At 36.8% G+C, this 18946-nt stretch carries 13 protein-coding genes and 2 tRNA genes; 8 read left to right on the top strand and 7 right to left on the bottom strand.

From position 1 onward, the window contains the following. Positions 1-4: 4 nt before the first annotated feature. Complete coding sequence (gene pap, locus MSWH1_RS08660; protein WP_048127773.1) at positions 5-1519, bottom strand: polyphosphate:AMP phosphotransferase; 1515 nt, start codon at positions 1517-1519, stop codon at positions 5-7. 2916 nt (positions 1520-4435) lie between these two features. Beyond that, on the bottom strand, positions 4436-4900 hold the full coding sequence (locus tag MSWH1_RS08655) for a hypothetical protein (protein ID WP_048127770.1): 465 nt from the start codon (positions 4898-4900) through the stop codon (positions 4436-4438). Between the two features lie 885 nt (positions 4901-5785). Here MSWH1_RS08655 and MSWH1_RS08650 point away from each other — a divergent pair. The 3 genes from MSWH1_RS08650 to MSWH1_RS08640 all read left to right on the top strand — a co-directional run bounded on the left by MSWH1_RS08650 (position 5786) and on the right by MSWH1_RS08640 (position 6833). After that, a complete protein-coding gene (locus tag MSWH1_RS08650) occupies positions 5786-6118 on the top strand; it encodes a DUF2551 domain-containing protein (protein ID WP_048127768.1) in 333 nt (110 codons plus the stop codon). 36 nt (positions 6119-6154) lie between these two features. Further along, complete coding sequence (locus tag MSWH1_RS08645) at positions 6155-6556, top strand: hypothetical protein (RefSeq protein ID WP_048127767.1); 402 nt, start codon at positions 6155-6157, stop codon at positions 6554-6556. 204 nt (positions 6557-6760) lie between these two features. Further along, positions 6761-6833, top strand: a tRNA-Gln gene (locus MSWH1_RS08640). 319 nt (positions 6834-7152) lie between these two features. Here MSWH1_RS08640 and MSWH1_RS08635 read toward each other — a convergent pair. Continuing rightward, positions 7153-7632 (bottom strand): hypothetical protein, encoded by a 480-nt coding sequence (locus MSWH1_RS08635; protein ID WP_231591694.1) that lies wholly within the window; start codon positions 7630-7632, stop codon positions 7153-7155. A gap of 968 nt (positions 7633-8600) precedes the next feature. On the opposite strand from MSWH1_RS08635, the gene MSWH1_RS08630 reads away from it, so the two are divergent. The 3 genes from MSWH1_RS08630 (at position 8601) to MSWH1_RS08620 (ending at position 13401) form a co-directional block, all read left to right on the top strand. Then, positions 8601-10982, top strand: a complete 2382-nt coding sequence (locus tag MSWH1_RS08630; protein WP_048127764.1) for a glycosyltransferase family 4 protein — start codon at positions 8601-8603, stop codon at positions 10980-10982. Positions 10983-10993: 11 nt separating this feature from the next. Next, a complete protein-coding gene (locus MSWH1_RS08625; RefSeq protein ID WP_048130336.1) occupies positions 10994-11998 on the top strand; it encodes a glycosidase in 1005 nt (334 codons plus the stop codon). 119 nt (positions 11999-12117) lie between these two features. Further along, positions 12118-13401 (top strand): glycosyltransferase, encoded by a 1284-nt coding sequence (locus MSWH1_RS08620; RefSeq protein ID WP_231585359.1) that lies wholly within the window; start codon positions 12118-12120, stop codon positions 13399-13401. Between the two features lie 24 nt (positions 13402-13425). On the opposite strand, the gene MSWH1_RS08615 is transcribed toward MSWH1_RS08620, so the two are convergent. Further along, complete coding sequence (locus MSWH1_RS08615) at positions 13426-13770, bottom strand: hypothetical protein (protein ID WP_048127760.1); 345 nt, start codon at positions 13768-13770, stop codon at positions 13426-13428. A gap of 475 nt (positions 13771-14245) precedes the next feature. Further along, on the bottom strand, positions 14246-15001 hold the full coding sequence (locus tag MSWH1_RS08605; RefSeq protein ID WP_048127756.1) for an MBL fold metallo-hydrolase: 756 nt from the start codon (positions 14999-15001) through the stop codon (positions 14246-14248). 235 nt (positions 15002-15236) lie between these two features. Here MSWH1_RS08605 and MSWH1_RS08600 point away from each other — a divergent pair. After that, a tRNA-Leu gene (locus MSWH1_RS08600) sits at positions 15237-15321 on the top strand. Positions 15322-15451: 130 nt separating this feature from the next. On the opposite strand, the gene MSWH1_RS08595 is transcribed toward MSWH1_RS08600, so the two are convergent. Continuing rightward, on the bottom strand, positions 15452-16339 hold the full coding sequence (locus MSWH1_RS08595; protein ID WP_048127755.1) for a hypothetical protein: 888 nt from the start codon (positions 16337-16339) through the stop codon (positions 15452-15454). A gap of 223 nt (positions 16340-16562) precedes the next feature. Between MSWH1_RS08595 and MSWH1_RS19025 the strand changes: the two genes are divergently transcribed. After that, positions 16563-16742: a hypothetical protein gene (locus tag MSWH1_RS19025; RefSeq protein WP_156148113.1), complete on the top strand. Its 180-nt coding sequence runs from the start codon at positions 16563-16565 to the stop codon at positions 16740-16742. Between the two features lie 7 nt (positions 16743-16749). Here the strand turns inward: MSWH1_RS19025 and MSWH1_RS08590 are convergent, their stop codons facing one another. Then, entirely contained in the window at positions 16750-18780 is a 2031-nt protein-coding gene (locus tag MSWH1_RS08590) for a DNA polymerase (RefSeq protein WP_231591692.1), read from the bottom strand. Between the last annotated feature and the right edge of the window lie 166 nt (positions 18781-18946).

The raw sequence follows: 18946 nt of genomic DNA, 5'->3' as shown, positions 1-18946 counted from the left end.
TTTTTTAAGCCTTCTTCAATTCTTCTTCAAGGGTTTCAGCTACGGTTTTCAGGACTTTTACTCTTGAATAACGTTTATCCCTGGATTCGATAACTATCCATGGGGCACCTGTAGTACTCGTTTTCTGGAGCATCTCATCGACTGCAACTTTGTATTCATCCCATCTGTTCCGGTTTCGCCAGTCTTCTTCTGTAATTTTCCAGTGTTTTTCCGGGTCATTTAGCCGGCTTTCAAAACGCTCGAGCTGGGTTTCTTTATCGATATGAAGCCAGAATTTGAAGATAATTGCTCCCGCATCAGCAAGGATTTTTTCAAACTCATTGATTTCCCTGTAGGCTCTTCTCCATTCATCTTCCGTGCAGAGCCCTTCTACTCTTTCTACGAGGACGCGGCCGTACCAGCTCCTGTCAAAGATAGTAATATGTCCTGCCATTGGGATTGCGTCACAGAAGCGCCAGAGGTACTGGTGGGCTTTTTCAGTATCATTTGGTGAACCCACAGGTACAACCCTGTAAAGCCGGGGGTTAAGCACTTCGACAAGGCGGTGAATATCCCCTCCTTTCCCTGCGGCATCCCATCCTTCAAAGATTATAATAACTGAGCGCTTTTTTCTAAAAAGCTCATACTGGAGGGCTTCGAGTCTGTGCTGGTAAAGTTTTTTAGACTCTCTGTATTCTTCTATAGAAATATTTTTTGAGAGGTCAGTCTTTTCCAGAGCTGAACTGTTAAGGACTGGGAGATTTGTAGTTGACATGTCAAGATATTTGATCGTCTGTAGCCCCGGAGTCCTTGTTATCTTTTCAATAGATTTCTCAATTGCGTGAGTTACTGTTACCATGATTTTCAGGACTGCAAAGTTCCTGTCGTTTGCCTCGACTATTGCCCAGGGGGCATTGGGGACATCTGTTTTCTCAAGTATTTTTTCTATAACAGGTAGGTATTCATCATATTGATCGATAAAATCCTGTTCTTTTCCGTTTTTTCCTTCATATTCATCGAGAATAAGGGGGATATCCTTTTTTTTGATTTCCTTAAAACGCTCTTTCTGTTCTTTCTCACTGATGTGGAGGAAAAACTTGAGTATCAGGTACCCGTCATCTGCAAGCTGGCGCTCAAAATAGGTGATTTCTTCCAGAGCCTTTTCCAGAGCTCTTTCATTTTTTTCTTTTCCGAAGAGCTCGATTATTGCTCTGCTGTACCAGCTCCGGTCAAAGATTCCAATTCTTCCTTTTACTGGAATCCACGCCCAGAACCGCATAAGGAAAGGCTTGAGGCGGTCCTCATAACAGGGCCTGATCATGGTATGAAAATCAAATCCCCTTGGGTCCAGGGGCAAGATAAAACGGTTGATATCCTCCCCCATCCCTGATGCGTGCCAGCCTTCAAAAACAAGTATAATAGGTATTTTCAGCTCCCAGGCTCTGCGTTGAAGCTCGCCGAGTTTAACCTCAAGCGTTTTTATACTCTTCTTATATTCTTCGTTTGCTATTGCCTGGGATAAGTCAACGTTTTCAAGCATGTAGGAGTCCCGCGTTATTTTTAAAAATCAGTTTATTCTCAAAAATCAGATTTCTTAGAATGTGCTTAAATTTTTTGATCGAGTGCCCGGTTGAAGACAAACCTGCAGCTACATGTGCTGGTTAAGTTGTCCAGCTTGTATTGTAGGATTGAGTCTAAAATTGAACGCTTTCATCATAAAAGTAATTATATGATTTAACAACTTATATATTTTTTGGCAAACGTGATATACGGAAAAGAATATCTAAATAATTATTATTGGAGTAAAAATACATTACGGAATCAGGGTTGGAGTTGGCGCTTATGTCCCTGAGCTGAAACTCAGGGGGTTGATGGAAATATCTTCAGAGTATTCTCTGCATTATACACTGTGCAATACACTGTGCAATACACTATGCAATATTATTTTTTATTTATTCATTCAGATATATCTGCTTCAAATATGTTGGATACTCATCATATTTACTCCAATAAGATTAAATATATTCAAACTTTCATTTTTACTTATAAATATATTTTTTATGCATGATTCATACAAATAGTCCTAGACTGATGAGTTCAAAAAATATTTTATAAATATTGCTTAATAATTAGCAACTGAAAACCTGAGACAAATTATATTTTCTTCACAATATATACATTATCAAATGTACTATAATTCTGATAAATGATCTATATATATTAAATATTCTGTATATAATTAGAGATATCTATTAAATAACTCATTATTCAATGAGTAATGATTATTCTAATATGTTGTTATAACATGAGATGCATCTAATTAACTATATATTATTTGACAAAGATCACATAATATCTGTTTATTAAATTTGTGGTTATCTGGTGTAACGATAATTTATATGTAATATAAAAAACATATACAAAAGAACATATATCCTGATATACTTATTTTATACATTCTAATTATTAGACGAATTCTCTTAATCCATTATCTAATTATAATTTATATTAAATATGTCCTTGTATGCATAATAATGCGTAGCTATGTTTAAAAAGATATACCATTAACTATGTGTATAATCAATAATATATTTTTAAGTCAGTGTATATCTATTGAGATGTGTAAAATATTTATTAAAAAACATGTTTTAAAGTATTATATAATTATTAGATACTATCATTATTAGCATTCATCAATATATTTATATCAATGAGTGATTGTTACATTAATTATTTTATTTAATGCACCTAATTAATTATTTATTTTACAAATTATTTAATTTATAGTTATCTTTATTGTAAGCATATATAATTACATCTTATTTAGCATGTTATTCACACCATATATATATTAATTACTCAAAAATATAGTTATATATCATATGGTGTATATTTTTTGAAGTCATGACATCATTTACCAACTCACATAGTTTTATAAATAATTTCACCAACTATAAAATAATATTATACAGTATCTTTAAAATCATCACATATTTATAATATGTTTTTTCAGACAAATAGGGTAGACTATTTGACCAATATATCATCAAAACCACATAGGAAAGAAATGAATGAGTAGTACTATTTATCGAAAATTAATATTATTAATCAAAACGAATGTCTATTTTGTAAGGAGAATCGTTTAGAAGCATAGAATTAATAAAAGTTTCTGTACATATATACTATGGGTATGATTGTGCTTATTTTCAGAACTTGTTTGCAGCAATATTATTTCGCATTTAATGGGGCGGTGATCGGTCAAAAGGAGTCTATTCACATAGTATATGTAACAATCGACTTAACAAAATATGGGTTAATCAGTAGATTTCACCAAATGAAAAATTAATTCATATATTGTATGAGAATAGTTGACCATAACTATTTCTTCGGGATCAGGGACCTGGCTTAATTAAAGGAGCTTGAAACCAAAAACGACCTGTATGCAAATAGATAATAATTAATTTAAACATATATTAAAAAAATCATAGTCTTGTTCAGTAAAAATAGCACTTATATGTTTTGAGCAATAAGTTCATTATTTTGAGCAATAATTTCATTATTTTATAGATGACACGCTCTAAAATTTACGGTCCTTGAAAGAAATAAATCTTTTTTTGAAAGAAACTCATTTTTGTATTTAATTAGTTTATCTTTATATTAAATTTCCATACGTTATATATATTTTATGTAACATTTTATATACATTCATTGTTAAAATATTATTTTATTAGCCTATTTTTATATATTCATATATCTATCAAATATTCTATACTTCATAGGTTAAAAAGAGGTAAAAACACATAGATATAATATGGGGAAATTGTCCTAACAATATTGTATTTAATTAGTTTATCTTTATATTAAATTTCCATACGTTATATATATTTTATGTAACATTTTATATACATTCATTGTTAAAATATTATTTTATTAGCCTATTTTTATATATTCATATATCTATCAAATATTCTATACTTCATAGGTTAAAAAGAGGTAAAAACACATAGATATAATATGGGGAAATTGTCCTAACAATAGTCAAATCATATATTTTATATTAATACTAAGCTAAATATCGAATCAGTTTGGTTTTTGAAATAAATTTATTTTCTGACTCAATTTATGATCTTAATGGCGAAAAATAGATATCTATAATTATTTGGTATGAATGTACTGACTCATAGAAATTATCAAATAGTTACATAATCGGTATAAGTTATTTTTAGGATACATTTCGTCATTTTCTGGTATTTTTGTAAGGGCTTTGATTTAAACTCGAACTAAACTCGAACCATAGTGACTCATGTTATTTTGAATGAAAAAATTGTTACCAATGATATTATAATTCATATGTATTTATTTTAAGTGATATTATTTTATTACATACATTTAATTAGTTTTTTCGCGTTTATTTCATCCTCTTTTTGCTCAAAAACAGAAATTTTATGTAACGAAATTATAACTCCAGCCTTAAATCAAAGATTTCTTCAAAAAGTTCGTACTTTTTGCGAGCTCTGTAAAGGTACTGACGGATCGGGTTTTTGTCTTTTGCCCGTGCAAAAAGGGCTTCAATCTCTCCTCTTGAAAAAACAGCTTCAAGCTTTTTGATGGAAACAGCTTCAAGCCCTTCCCAGCTATCAATTACAGGGTTACTTATGAGGATGGGGATGGGAAGAAGCGTTACCTGGACCTCGCTTACCCAGTTCCAGTCAGAATCATATATATTCGCATAGAAGGCACCGCACGAAACACACTTCGTAATTACTGCTATATTTTCCCCTGCAGAGTGATAGCTAAGACTCATGAGCATGGAGTCGCAGATGGTGCAGTTTCCAATCTCGTTTTTTTCCAGGCTATACGCAGGTATTCGGTTTCCTTCGATGTAAAGAGTTTTCTCATTAAGGTCATACCTATATTCCACATTATCCGCTCCTGAATGAGGCCTGAAGTCCCGGAAAGTTATTTTTTCTATTCCAGGTCTGGATATTTAATTTCCTCTTTGATTTCTGTCTAAGGTAATAACCCTATTAATATTAATCCCTCTTTTGATGAAGAAATTGAGAGTCCAGAGACATCCCTGTTGCTCCCATGTCCTCCCAGCTATTTTTTACTTTTCCTGTTACCTTACTCCTCTTTTGTTTTTTATAAAAAAGTTGCCGCACGTTTCTTCAACAATAGACTGTTAAACCTCTTTTTTGTGTGGAATCGATTTACTTAAATAAAATAAGTGCTATGCTGGATTAAAAAAAATAACCCTGAAAACATTAGCTTCTTCAGGGTTCCCTGTATTTTTCAAGATTCCAAAAGGAAACAAATAATACCATGAATAAACATAAAAATCAAACTCTCGTTATATCAATCAAATAAACTCAGCTCATTTTTGCCAATTAAACACAAACTTAAACACAAACTTAATATGTTTATTCATAAGAAAATTGTAATGTTGTCAAATTAATATAGTATAAAAATATATTAATATCTAGTAGAAAATTTAAAGGTTTTTTAAGCTCTAAATGGAGTAAAAATCTTTATCAAAGAAAGTAGTTAAATACAAAAATATAAAAAGTCATGCCTCTATGCAGAACAACTCCCGGAAAACTCCGGGATTTTGAGAATGGAAATGGATCATAAAAAGCGATATATTGGATAAAGGATATATCTATACACAAAGCTGAACTTGAGCAAAGTAAAATTGCCTGAAGAACAGGAGCTTTAATATCCATTCCCAGCAGAACGAATAAATTTACAAACCTATATATAGAGCTATAACTGAGATAGTTTACTACATCAGTAGAGGTGGTAATTTATGGTATCCATCCGAGCTAAAATTAAATCCAGACTAGAGAAATTTCTTGAAGTAGATTCCAGTGGATATCGAAGGGCTATTCTGTGTATCTTCATCAGGGTAAAGAAAGCAACTATTGATGAGCTGCATGAAATGCTTTCAAGCAGATATAATGTATCAAGAAATACTGTGGCATCAATGGTAGGGTACATTCATTCGAAACTTGGAATTCTAAGGGCACATAAGGAATCTTACAAAACTCCAATGGTTTATCTTTTAAGAGAAGAGTATATAGACCTGCTTATGAAGATAGTTGCCTCACCCACGAAAAAATCTACTGATTCCGCAGCCTGAAAAGCTTATCAATTCACCCCAATTGCCTGATGGACAATGTCACTTGTGAAAAACGCACCAAGAACGGCAACCACTATCGTAGTACGATCGGATGCCAATGCCCGTATAGGTCACTCAAGAGACCCATATTATAATCTTATGAGGCGTATTTTTCAGGAAGATGCCACTGCTATACGGGGTCAAAAATTCCTGTCAATGGTTGAAGATCGGCAGGCAGCAGGCAATGCCATCCGAACTGATGAATGGAAAACCATTCTGGAAGAACTCCAGATAGGTCGTGCCTCTTTTTATGCAATGCGCAATAAGCTCCTCGGAGCCGGGCTTATTTCAATAAAAAACAAAGAGTACCGGCTTTCCGGCCAATTCTCAAAAGACCTTATAGATATGGCCCGCTGGTGGTGGACTGCTGTCCTCAACCAGTCCGAAGAAAGCCTGTAATCAGACAATTTGAGCAACATCCTTTCTGACTGAGTAATAATCCCACTTTTGAAATTAAACTTTTTAAAATTCTGAGATCCTATCCGATAATTAAACTTTTGACAAATTTGGGGGTGCCCAGCCGAAAGTTATATATATATAATCTTCCTTTAGAAGATACGCTTCAAGGCGCAAGAATCACGCCCCGCAGCGAAAAATCATCGAAGCCCGGTAGTGTAGCGGTCAATCATGTGGGACTCTGGATCCTGCAACCTCGGTTCGAATCCGTGCCGGGCTATACACACATTTTTTTGTAATCTTTTTCTATTGACTCAAAGCAAAACATCTGATTTTTTTCGAACTTTTTATAGTTGTTTTTCATAGAATCAAAAGAATAATTTTGGATTGATTATCTCTTATTGGCTTTTTCTTACATGAGCACGGTTTCAAAGTCCATAGAAATATTTCATAATAAATTTACAGTCTGAATTTAAATTCAGCAAACCACTATCCAGTAGATTCCCTAATCTCCAGCTTTAATCCTCTTTTAGAGGCATTATTCTCAATCTTATAAAATTTTGAATTTTTGAGTTAATAACTGCTTAATTCTGAATTTTTCAATTATTAACAGCCCTTTCCATTAATTCTCTTTTTCCGATGCTGTCTTCTCCCCATTTACGTTTCATCTCTTCACTCCATTTGAGCCTATCTTCTCCAATCATAGATATTGGAATTGTAAACACTTTTGCCCTTGTATTTCTGGGAGTGCTGCACTTTAACCATTTATACTGGTTTGTTTTAGCATCATATACTATGGAGTAATCAAGTTTAAACGCGCCTGGTATCTCTGAGGGTTTATCGTATACTTGCTTTCCCCCTTTTGGCTCCTTTCTTTGCTTGTGCTTTCCACCAGTCTCCTTAATTTCTACTTTTCTTATATCTTCTAAGTACCTTAAGCTTTTATCAATTTCACTTTTAAATATAACCATATGCCATTTTAGAGACAGTGGATATTGTTTTTTTAGAAGTTCATTTAATTCGACTATTAGATGGGAATCATTTGTTGTGCTTTCAATTTCTTCCATTATTCTTTTCATTTTGGCTAGATTTGCCTTCTGTCTTTCTTGACTAGTTACCATAGCTGTCGCCAACATTTAAATTTTAATTATACAGTGTATATAGGAGGATCATGTTCTTAAATTTTTTCATCAGTTTATGGTTTTCATTAGTGGAGGATAAAGTTGAAAATGAAACTGAAAAAATGGAATAAACGAAAAAAAACCTCATTACAAAAATTCCATAAAAAGTGAATGTTAAGGAGTTAAAAAGTTTTATTTTCCTGTTCCGTTTAATCCAAATGAAAAATTAATTCAGGCAAAAATCGATATGTATAAAACATGATTCCCATTCAAAATTTATAAACTGGAAACAAGAAAAATAATCATACTGTATACAGTAGCAGCAGGAAGCAAAAATATAGTTTTAGATTATGAAGCGCCTTATTTTTATCAGAATTTTTTTAAAATATATTTATCGGGCATTTTTAGATAACAATATTTTATCTAAGTTTGGTTGTTTTATCCAGTTATCTTACACAAATATATTTATAAATAATATTAAATATTATCGGATACAATTGCTATATCCAATCGATATTTTGTTACTCATTTAACTAAATTTTAGCAAAGTGAGTGCGCGAAATGAGTGCATGGGTGGAGATTGTAAACATATCGCTTTTTCTCAGTAAATTGAGCGATTGCTGATTGGAGTTCTCGAAACAGAATCGAAACAGAATAATTCTTTTTCGATTTGTAACTATTTATTTTTCAATAAGTTGCTCATTTCACAATAAATACATATATAATTATATGTTTAACCCGATATGGCAATATGTGGACATATAGAAATGAAGAATTATGAAGTATAATTATAAAGTATAAATTAAAAAACCGGGGAGTACAACTTAATTAAGTGTTACTAAGTGGGGAGCATACTTAATTAAGTGCTTTAGTTCTGTTATTGAGAATTACGACCCTGATTACTCTAAGTTTGGGGGGAGAAATAGTTGAATAAGAAACTGAGAGTTTTATTTATAGGAACTTATGTTCCGAAAGAATGTGGAATTGCTACATTTACTTTTGATCTTTTGAATTCAGTATCCGGGGTGCATGACGATATACATTGTGAGGTCATCGCCCTCAATGACCCTTCTGAAAACCACAACTATCCTGAAGAGGTCGTTTTTCAAATAGAGAGGGACAAACTCGAAGATTACTACAGGGCTGCAGATTTTATAAACCAGTCCGATGCAGATATCGTATGTCTTCAACACGAATTCGGTCTTTTTTGGGGAAACGCAGGCGATTACATTTTCGCTCTTCTTTCAGGAATAAACAAGCCTGTGATTACTACAATGCACACAGTGATACGAGAACCGGAACCGGAATACCGCACATCCACGGAAAAACTCATACAATACTCAGAAAAGCTGGTAGTGATGAGCCAGACTGCAGTCGATATGTTAAAAGATGTTTATAAAGTTCCAGATGAAAAAATAGAGATCATTTTTCACGGCTTACCTGACTATCCATTTGACAACTGCAGCAAGTATAAACAAATGCTGAATCTGAAAGGGACTCCCCTTATCCTTACCTTTGGCTTGCTGAGCCAGAATAAAGGCATTGAAAGTATTCTTGAGGCTCTCCCGGAGCTTGTAAGCCAGTATCCTGACCTCGTTTACCTTGTACTGGGTGCCACCCACCCCATGGTCAAAAAACACAATGGAGAAGCATACAGGCAGTATCTTATGAAGAGGGTTTCCGAACTCGGGCTTGAGAATAACGTAGTGTTTCATGATAAATTTGTCGAAAAAGAAGAGCTCTGCAATTATATCCTTGCCAGTGACATTTACGCATCTCCCTATCTTTCCAGAGAACAGATAGTAAGCGGTGCTCTGACCTACGCGATAGGCATGGGAAAAGCAATAGTATCCACTCCTTACTGGTACGCCCAGGAAATGCTTTCCGATAATCGTGGGCTGCTTGTAGATTTCGGAGACACTGCAGGCTTTAAAAACTCGCTTTTATACTTAATCGAAAACCCAAAAGAGTGTAATAATATGCGCAGAAATGCATACGATTTTGGCAGAAAAATGACCTGGAAAAATATAGGCAAAGAATACAATACTGTGTTCAGCAAGGCTTTAAAGCACTACAATGTCTCTCCCGGAGTACAAAACAGATTTAATTTCCTTCCAGACCAGCTTCCCGAAGTAAAACTCGACCACATCAAACTGCTGACCGATGACGTGGGAATTATCCAGCATACCAATCTGGGTGTGCCTGCCCGCCACTATGGATACAGTACCGATGATGTAGGCAGAGGGCTCGTTGCCCTGACACTGCTTATCGACAGCCAGGAAAAAGCCGCAGAGCTCTGGAAGTTGATTACCACATACATGAGCTTTCTCGAACATGCCCAGACCGATACAGGGCATTTCCATAACTTTATGAGCTATAGAAGGGAGTTTCTGGACGAAGAAGGCAGTGAAGATACTCTCGGGCGCGCGGTCTATGGGCTTGGGCATGTGATAAGCTGTCCTTATCTGTCAAAAAACATACGTACGCTTGCATATACACTTGTCAGTAAATCCAGAAAGCAGATGGAAAGACTGAGTTATCCGAGAGCAAAAGCCTATACAATGTGCGGGCTGTATGAAATGCTCAGGGCAGGTGTGGATGAGGACTCTTTTGAATCCATATTTAACACACACAGGGATGCTGGCAGGTCCATAGACTCCCTTATAGAAGATAACTTTGAATCCATATTTATCAGCCATGCAGACTCTCTGATAGACCTGTATGAGGCTAACAGGAAAGAAGGCTGGAATTGGTTTGAACCCACAGTTACCTACAGCAATGCAAAACTGAGTGAATCCCTTATACTGGCGTATAACTATACCAAAGACCGAACTTACAGGAGAGTTGGGCTTAACACCCTTGACTTTCTTACGGACATCCAGTGGAAAGGCGAATTTTTCGATATTGTTGGAAATCAGGGCTGGTATTCTTGTGATGGAGAAAAACCAATTTTTGACCAGCAGCCCATCGAGGCAGGTTACCTGACTCAGGCGTATATTTCAGCTTATGAGACCGTCCGTGAGAGAAGATATCTGGAGCTTGCAAGATACTCTTTTGAATATTTCCTGGGCAGAAACCGCCTGCAAACTCTCATGTATGACTATTCAACAGGTTCGGTCTGCGACGGGCTCAACTGCAACGGGATGAACTGCAACCAGGGAGCAGAACCCGTAATCTGTTTCCTCATGGCTTTAAGCTCTTTAAATAAACATGCAGATAAAGCCTACAGTACATTATTCCAACCGGCAGCAATTGAAGAAGTCTTGCCGAAGAGAAAGAACCTGTTATCAGTAAATAAAGCAGAGTGAGAAATGATATCATGATCTGGAAGGACCACGGAGAACTGTTTGTAAGGCATAAAAAAAATCCTATACTCACTATTGAAGACTGGCCATATCAGGCCAATTCGGTATTCAACCCTGCAGCCGCTATAGTTGATAATAAAACTCTATTACTGGTGCGGGTTGAAGACCACAGGGGCTTTTCTCACCTTACAGTAGCCAGAAGTAATAACGGGGTAGATGGTTGGGAGATCGACTTTGAACCAACCTTTGCCCCGGACCCTGTAAACTATCCTGAAGAGCTATACGGCGTTGAAGATCCGCGTATAACCTACATAGATGAGATGGGAAAATGGGCTGTAGCGTATACTGCTTATTCGGATTCCGGTCCCTTAACATCTCTTGCCTTTACAGAGGATTTCCGCAATTTTGAGCGGATAGGAGCTACCATGCCTCCTGAGAATAAGGATTCAGCTCTGTTTCCTGTAAGGTTTAACAACAAGTGGGCAATGTTACACAGGCCGGTCTCCTCAATGAGCGGAGCGAAGGCAAATATCTGGATCTCCTTCTCTCCGGATATGAGACACTGGGGTGATCATCAGGTTCTCCTGTATGCCCGGGAAGGAGGGTGGTGGGATGCCCGCAAAATAGGTTTATCCCCACAGCCAATTCGTACATACGACGGATGGTTAATTATGTATCATGGGGTACGCCAAACGACATCTAAAGCAAGTTATCGACTTGGGCTGGCTCTTCTTGACCTTGAAGACCCGAGGAAAGTCCTCCACAGGTCAGAAGGGTGGGTTTTCGGACCCCATGAACTTTACGAACGCAGTGGAGATGTTAATGATGTTGTTTTCCCCTGCGGATGGGTCTTAATTGACGATCAAATCCGTATTTATTACGGAAGCGCAGATACATCTGTGTCCATGGCAAGCGCAAAAATTTCCGATGTCCTGGAATATATCCATGGGTGCCCTGAAGAACAGATCTGCAGAGTTCTGCCGATCGGTGAGGGGAACATGCACATAACTCCTGAATAAAATAGAGAGATAGAGGAGCTTAAAAATAAAAAGTACTGGGGGAGACCTTTATCAGAATTGCTATGTTATCTCCGATTGCCTGGAGCACACCGCCTAAGAAATACGGTCCGTGGGAGGCAATGGTATCCTTATTAACTGAAGGGCTGGTGAAACGGGGCATCGATGTTACGCTGTTTGCAACAGCTGATTCGCATACTGCAGGCAAACTTCATGCAGTGTGCCCGAGTCCGTACGAAGAAGATAAAGATATGATTATAAAAGTTTATGAAGGCCTGCATATCTCAGAGGTTTTTGAAAGGGCAAATGAGTTTGACATAATCCATAACCACTTTGATTATCTTCCTCTCACTTACAGCGGACTTGTAGACACGCCTGTCGTAACAACCATACACGGCTTTTCTTCGCGGAAAATTCTGCCGGTTTATAAAAAATATAACAACAGTACTTATTACGTATCCATAAGCGATGCCTCCCGGTGCAATGAGCTGGACTATATAGCAACGGTCCGGCACGGGATAGATATCGAGAGTTTTCCATTTAAAGAGAGGCCTGAGGACTATCTTCTTTTTATCTCACGTATTCACAGGGACAAAGGCGCAAAAGAGGCAATAGAAGTTGCAAAAAAAGCAGGAATGAAGTTGAAAATGGCTGGCTTTATTGGAGACTCTGAATATTTTAGGAATGAAGTTGAGCCCCAGATCGATGACGAGCAGATAATCTATGAAGGGCATGTCTCTCAGGAGCACAAAAAGGAGCTGCTCTCAAATGCCCGTGCTCTCCTGCACATGATCAACTATGAGGAGGCTTTCGGGCTCGGGGTAGTCGAAGCCCTTACCTGCGGGACGCCCGTAATTGCAATAAATAGAGGTGCAATGCCTGAACTGATCATGGACGGAGAGACCGGATTCCTGGTAAACGATGTAGACGAAGCTGTAGAGGCTGTCCAGAAGGTTAACTCCATATCACGCAGAAAATGCCGGAAAAGCGTGGAAAAACGTTTCTCTGTTGGTCGGATGGTAGATGACTATATCAGGGTATATGAAACAATCCTGGAAAAGCGCAAACGTGAGGCAAAAAGGCCCTGGGGTTTTTATGAGGTGCTCACGGATAAGCCAGGATATAAGGTCAAACGCATTACGGTCTTGCCTCAGGAAAAAATTTCACTTCAGCGCCATTCTCACAGGAAAGAGCACTGGTATATAATCAGCGGCGAGGGGGTCGTAACTAAAAACAGTGACAAGATAAAGGTCCTTGCAGGAGATTCGGTCGATCTACCGATAAAAGAAATACATCGCATTAAAAACACAGGCAGCCAGAACCTGGTATTCATTGAGATCTCGCAGGGAGAGTATATCGGAGAGGACGATATCGAAAGGCTTGAAGATAAATACGGGAGAGCGTAAGACGGCTTATCCGGACCTGTATCTTCAGGCAGGACATTCGGAATTTTCATATGATTTTCTCACCTGAGATGCAACCTCTTCCCCTAGCCTCTCTGATACGTTTTCCACAAAGAGAGTGATGTAATCAAAAGGTACGCAGCCCAGGCTTTCTTCTCCTGACAGAATAAGCCTTACAAGGTATTCAAGGTCATAAATGGACAGCAGCTTGATCCTCCTCAGAAAATCGGCTGCATCTTTTGAGTAGTGGTTTGCCAGAGGCGGGAGAATGGAACGATAGGGTACTCCTGAGCCTGAACAGAGGAGCCCCTCACATTCCGGGGCGACAGTTTTCAGAATGCCAATATCAAGTTCGGAAAGTATTCTTGCCATGATAATCACCGTGGACAAAATGTAATTCTGGTCTTTCAGAGCTTTTCATAAACAAAAGCAGACTCTCTTTTTTGCTCTCCATTAAAGTAAATCTCGGTAAGATAAATTCTAGTAAGACAAATCCTGGATTGAGCCTAAGATACTTTAAACAGATGGAAAAGCCGGGGATTTTAAAATCCTGTACTTCTCCAGATTCCACAAAATTTTTGATTCTAATCAGATTTCAAATGTTCATAGTTCAAATGTTCATAGTTCAAATGTTCATAGTTCAAATGTTCATAGTTCAAATGTTCATAGTTCAAATGTTCATAGTTCAAATGTTCATAGTTCAAATGTTTAGTTCAAATGTTCATAGTTCAAATGTTCATAGTTCAAATGTTCATAGTTCAAATGTTTAGTTCAAATGTTCATAGTTCAAATTTTTGCAATTTGAATTCCTTATTGAATTCCTTATTGAATTCCTTATTGAATTCCTTTATAATTCAAGCTTCATCAGGTCTTCTGCAAGGATCACCTCTCCGTCAACATAGTCCTTGAGGCGGTGTATTGCTTCTTTACCATGCCCCTTCATTTCCGGATAGAAGTGTGTAAGGCAAAGACTTCCGATTTCTTTGTTGTAGTCTTCAAGCATTTCAGCCAGAGTGCTTGGGGTTGTGTGGTTTGTTACTTTTGTGCCGGGGGGGAAGGAGCATTCGTGTATCAGGAGGTCGGCTTCAAGTGCCATGTCCATTATATTTCTGCAGGGCTCGGTATCCCCTGAGTATACGAATTCTCCGTCTTCTGCGGTCACGCAGTATGCCAGAGTCGGAACACTGTGGGCAGCAGTTGCACAGGTTATTTCACAGTCAAACTCCTCAGGTGTAAACTTCCTTCCGGAAGAGAGTTCAATAACATCCACGTCCACTTCGTCCAGAATATACTCATAAGCTCCAATTACCTTTGAGAACCAGTCATCAGTCCCTTCAGGACCATACACTCGCATATCGGTTTTTCCTCTAAGCCAGTTTGCTTTAATGAGGGGGAGAAGGTCAGCAACATGGTCAAGGTGAAGGTGTGATAGAAGTACGGTATCTACTTCCGTATGTGAGATTCCGGCATCGGGGAACCTGCTTAAGACGCCGCTTCCACAATCAACAAGCAGAGGTTTGTCCTCAAGACTGACAAGTAATCCGGACTGTACCCGACCTTTTTCAGGTATAGCAACTCCAGTGCCAAGAAATGTAATCTCCATAAGGTAAGGAATAAACTTTAAATAATTTAACTCTATTTAGAGCATGCCCGCATAAGGAAATTTTTGCGGCTCAAAACCAGCCTGTTTTTTCAAGCACAAGAGTCGATCAGCAGTTCAGAGGCATCAAACTTAAGGAATTATTATATGCTTGAACAAAACCCCGAGGAAAAGAGCTAAAAGCAAAAAGGCTGTTAAAAGGTAGGACAGATAAAAATAAAAAGTTACTCTTCAATTTGCGAGGGTTGCCCAGCCAGGCCAAAGGCGCCGGACTTAAGATCCGGTATTGAAGGATTTCGTGGGTTCGAATCCCACCCCTCGCATCTGTTTTAAGGGATCTAGGTAACTCAAAAAAACGCAACGCATGTGTGAGAGTTACGCACAACCACTCATTTTTAAAAGCTACCTTAACTAAAAATGTCCTATTGTTTTTGTGAAGTTTGCCTAAAAGTATTAATCGAATTTTTCAATTATTTCACCTTTTTCTCCAGAAATATATTCGTAAAAAGACAACTCATGAATACATATACCATCCTCAGTATATTTCAAAAAGTGCCCTTTAGATTTGGGTCCAGTTTGTTTTAGATAAACTAAAAAGATTTTTTTCAAAAACTGGAATAAAAACATATAAAATTCTTCAACATCATTGAGAATGTTTCTTTCGATGTAACTTATCTCCGTATGTGACATACGAGAAGATAAATTTACATTTTCGTATTTAAAAATCCATTCTCCATTATCAGTTTTTTTAATTTCATAATCGCCAATCAAGAAATGATTCATGTTGCTTCGTATTAAATGAACATCTCTATACCAATCCATCTCATTCTCAATAATTTTAATATACTCAGGCGGAATATCATATTTCCCATCAATTATTTTTTTACACTGATCCGAAAAACTATGTGCCATATTTTTATTAAAGAAAAACAAATTAAATCTTGAAATGTTTTCCATAATGTTGTAAATATTATCCAAGTATTCTTTATATAATGAAACTAATCTAAGACTGTTAGAATTCGGTATCATAAATCCTTCATTTTCTTCATTATCTTTTATCACATCGCGAACAATGTAATAAATATCTTCTCTTAATAAACTAAAAATCCTAATTCTTGTAAAAATAGAATCAATATAACAAAAATTGTGATGGAGTATCTTTGTATAGTCCTCTTTAGATATCAAACCATCTCTATGTTTTTTATGAATTATACTGAGCATAAAAGCATCAATCGATCTTAATAAATATTTGACTTTACTAATCTCATCACTTTTAGGAACAGGTAAAAGTTTTATCTGTCCATCTTTATTGGTAATTTTTATATATTCTTCGGAAGTCATTAGTAAGAATCTCCATTCAGTAAAGAGGTTTGCAAAATTAGGAGGCTCATTGGAAGTCTTATTTTTAGTGTTGTCTTTTACAACCTCTCTTATTTAATAATAAGAAAATCAGGCGATTAGATTTATTTTTTCTTTGATTGGTTATAACTAAAGATTATTCAACCATAGATCTAATGTATAAAAAAGTTTATTAAGTATATGATCTAATAACATTCTGATAAATATGAGTGATAAATCTCCATTCTTAGGAATTCCAACTTATGGAGTTGTTTTTTTATTCAGCGCAATAGTTGTAATAGCTCAACATTTTTCAAATGAAAGTTTTGGTTTCCTTGGAATACTGGCGTGGGTTGTAGTATTAGCTGGAGTTATTGGTTTCGTGTATAATGCTTTGAACCAATAACTCAGTATTATTTTTCAAAATAAACTACTTTTTTTACTTCTTTTGTATCCAAATTTATTTTATCTCCTTTCATAATTCTATCTTTCATTCTCTTCAATGTACTTCTATGCATAACCCCTAACTTTCGTGCCTCTTCAGGAGTAAGAGCAAGTATTTTCTTTTTAATCTCTACCTCATTAATGAAAACTTGTGCTCCAGTAACATCTAAAGGCTGATCCTCAATATTATTGGCTTCTTTCCCAATATAAACTAAACCATCAGCCTGAATGTATTTTCTCTCTAAAACTCCAATATCTCCATCAAACTTATTTTCAAAATGCTCAATATACTGCAATATGGTTCTGCTCAATGGTTTGAAATATTGAGATCCGTCCTTAACTTCTCCTTTTTCATAATCAATAAACGGCTCATAGACAATCTTCTGATAATCTTTGGTAAATGGAGCCATAGGCTTGACAGCCTTATCATTTTCTTCAATTGCCTGGAACCCTACAAGGAAGAAATTGAAAGGTTTAATCTGTTCTTTCCATGGCTTCCCTTCGTTCAGTTTCTTAAACCTGTTCAATACATTGGAAGTGCTAACAGTAAGCTGAGAAATCGCATAAAGGTTAGAATACTTCTCTTCAATATCCCGTCCAGTAATTTGCCCATAGTGTAGCTTAAGAATATCCTGCCAGATTTCAGCCTGCCAATCTTCAACTGAATTAGGGAAAGGGTTTGTCAAATGTCCAAGCCCATGAAGCTTGTAAGACCTTTCATCTTCCATGAACCTGATTTTTCCATTCTCATAGTAGTACAGGGCATACCTTTTAGAAGCAATTCCATAAAACCAGAGATCCTTTTTCTCAGGCTTGAGCAATGGAATATCAATGTTATAGGGGTTAAGAGGCTTAAAGAACTCTACAAGCTCCTGAGCCTTTTCAGGAGGCACAAACACAGAATCAGTATCCATATAAGTGTGAATAGCTCCAAGCTCTTTTAACCTGGCTTCAGCCATTGTTAAGAAAAGCCTGGCTCCTGAAGTAATCATAACAGCCAGGAGAGGATGAAAATACTTGCCTGACTTCTCAAACCTGTTTTCCTTAGTAACAAAGTTATCAAGCCCATAAACCTGAAACTCACTTTTCTTATCTTCTGGGTTAAGCTCAATGAAGATTCCATAACTGAGAGCGTTTACAAGAATCTTGATAGCCTGGGCTCTGCTTGATATATGCTGAAGTTCAGGATCATTCTTATCTGCCTTTTTTGACTTTTCCTTAATCTTCTGCCTCTCTTCTACAAGAACCTGAACAATATTATCCTTTGATGGGTCAATATCAACTCCAAGAATCCTGGATTTTCTTAACCCCTTCTGTACTCCTTTAGGAATAAATTTTACAGCTTCTTTGATCTTTGGAACCTTGCCAGTAAGGAGGTAGGAGCCTATAACATCCGGTAAAGAATACCACATCTCAGAGTTAGAACTCAGATAATTGATTCCTACGTTAAACCCTGTATTATTTCCTTTGTAATCCATCCTTACAGGTAAATTATCATTATCAGGCTGAATCTTGACCATAACAACAAGCTTTTTCCATGTATCCTGTTTCTGAAGGTCTGAAAGCTTCAGTTTTGAGATAAACTCCCTGGTTTCTTCTGTGATGTCCTGAATTTCCAGGCTCTCAGCTATGATGTATTTCCAAAGGTTCATTTCCATTGTAACTGTGGGATACATACTTGTAAAATCCAGAACTGTAACCTTTGTTGGCTCCTTCCTGATTTTACATTCTGTTCTTCCCCCAAAATAAGAAGTCATCATGTTTCCAATAGCCGAATCTGGAAAATCTGGATTCATTTCCAAGAATGGCTTAACCCCTAACTGGCTGAGAGCATGTTTTCCAATGGAAGCAGAGCTAAAGATCTTTGTTATGGGTATATGGATCTGATAAACGTCAAGCTCCTTAATAAGTGCCTTATATACAGCCTGGGTGGTTTCAACATCTTTAACCAGATACTCAATATACTTTTCAGTAACCTTTCCATGCTCAACCCCTTTCATTTTCTGAACAGGCGTGTTAAGCTTCTCTCCTGCTTTCTCAAGGGAAATATGGTTTGATTGGAGGAGAACTTCAGCAAGCCTTTGAGTATCCAGGAAATAGCCTGAGAAATAGCTCTCTCCTTTGTTCTGCTTGGTAGTGGTAAACTTGAAGCTGTTAGAATCTCCA

The organism is Methanosarcina sp. WH1 (assembly GCF_000970005.1).
In the GTDB taxonomy this organism is placed as follows: domain Archaea; phylum Halobacteriota; class Methanosarcinia; order Methanosarcinales; family Methanosarcinaceae; genus Methanosarcina.
Note: the sequence above shows the minus strand (reverse complement) of the source record. Positions and strands in the feature narration are given on the sequence as shown.

Coding starts and splice junctions, on each gene's coding strand:
- pap (WP_048127773.1), bottom strand. CDS start 1,519: ATGCTTGAAAACGTTGACTTATCCCAGGCAATAGCAAACGAAGAATAT.
- MSWH1_RS08650 (WP_048127768.1), top strand. CDS start 5,786: ATGGTATCCATCCGAGCTAAAATTAAATCCAGACTAGAGAAATTTCTT.
- MSWH1_RS08645 (WP_048127767.1), top strand. CDS start 6,155: ATGTCACTTGTGAAAAACGCACCAAGAACGGCAACCACTATCGTAGTA.
- MSWH1_RS08635 (WP_231591694.1), bottom strand. CDS start 7,632: ATGAAAAGAATAATGGAAGAAATTGAAAGCACAACAAATGATTCCCAT.
- MSWH1_RS08625 (WP_048130336.1), top strand. CDS start 10,994: ATGATCTGGAAGGACCACGGAGAACTGTTTGTAAGGCATAAAAAAAAT.
- MSWH1_RS08620 (WP_231585359.1), top strand. CDS start 12,118: ATGGTATCCTTATTAACTGAAGGGCTGGTGAAACGGGGCATCGATGTT.
- MSWH1_RS08615 (WP_048127760.1), bottom strand. CDS start 13,770: ATGGCAAGAATACTTTCCGAACTTGATATTGGCATTCTGAAAACTGTC.
- MSWH1_RS08605 (WP_048127756.1), bottom strand. CDS start 15,001: ATGGAGATTACATTTCTTGGCACTGGAGTTGCTATACCTGAAAAAGGT.
- MSWH1_RS08595 (WP_048127755.1), bottom strand. CDS start 16,339: ATGACTTCCGAAGAATATATAAAAATTACCAATAAAGATGGACAGATA.
- MSWH1_RS19025 (WP_156148113.1), top strand. CDS start 16,563: ATGAGTGATAAATCTCCATTCTTAGGAATTCCAACTTATGGAGTTGTT.
- MSWH1_RS08590 (WP_231591692.1), bottom strand. CDS start 18,780: ATGAAAGGGGTTGAGCATGGAAAGGTTACTGAAAAGTATATTGAGTAT.